Source organism: Vibrio sp. 2134-1, from assembly GCF_033339495.1.
The window spans coordinates 1-550 of the sequence record NZ_JAWOUS010000833.1 but is presented as its reverse complement, the minus strand read 5'-3'; the positions used below and the strand labels follow the sequence as shown (position 1 = coordinate 550).

The 550-nt window shown below is 43.8% G+C and carries 1 protein-coding gene; it reads left to right on the top strand.

Features of this window, described 5'->3' with window-relative positions:
* Positions 1–467, top strand: a 467-nt coding sequence (locus R7R78_RS28805; RefSeq protein WP_225474929.1) for an ABC transporter substrate-binding protein, incomplete at its 5' end; no start/stop codon positions are given.
* Positions 468–550 lie beyond the last annotated feature (83 nt).

The window sequence follows — 550 nt, the reverse complement described above, 5'->3', positions numbered from 1 at the left end:
ACATTGAAGACAAAGTCGCGCAAAAGATTGAAACATTGGATGCTCAATTTAAAGCGATTCGAGACTACAACCAAACGAACAATAACGACGCATTAACGATTTTGAGCATCGGTGACAACATTAGTGCCTTTGGTGCGAAGTCCCGCTTCGGTGCGATTTACAATGACTTTGGTTTCATTGAAACGGTAAAAAACATCAAGACTGGTACACACGGTGACGTGATTTCTTACGAGTTTATCCGCGAAGCTGATCCGAAAAACATTTTGGTTATCGACCGTAACTCGCTGCATGCGAAGCCAAGCCAAGACCTTCGTAAATCGATGGACAATGATTTGGTGAAAGCGACGACGGCATACAAGAACCAAAAAATTACGTTCTTGGATGTTGATGCGTGGTACTTGGCTATGTCAGGCGTGACTGCGACAGAAAAAATGGTCAACGAGATCAAAAACACCGTCGATCTTTAAGCCCGGCTAGCAGAGGTTAACTTTGAAAAAGTTATTGCTAACCCTTGTGGGTTTAAGCACGGTTTCGTTGTTTGTTGGGGGGG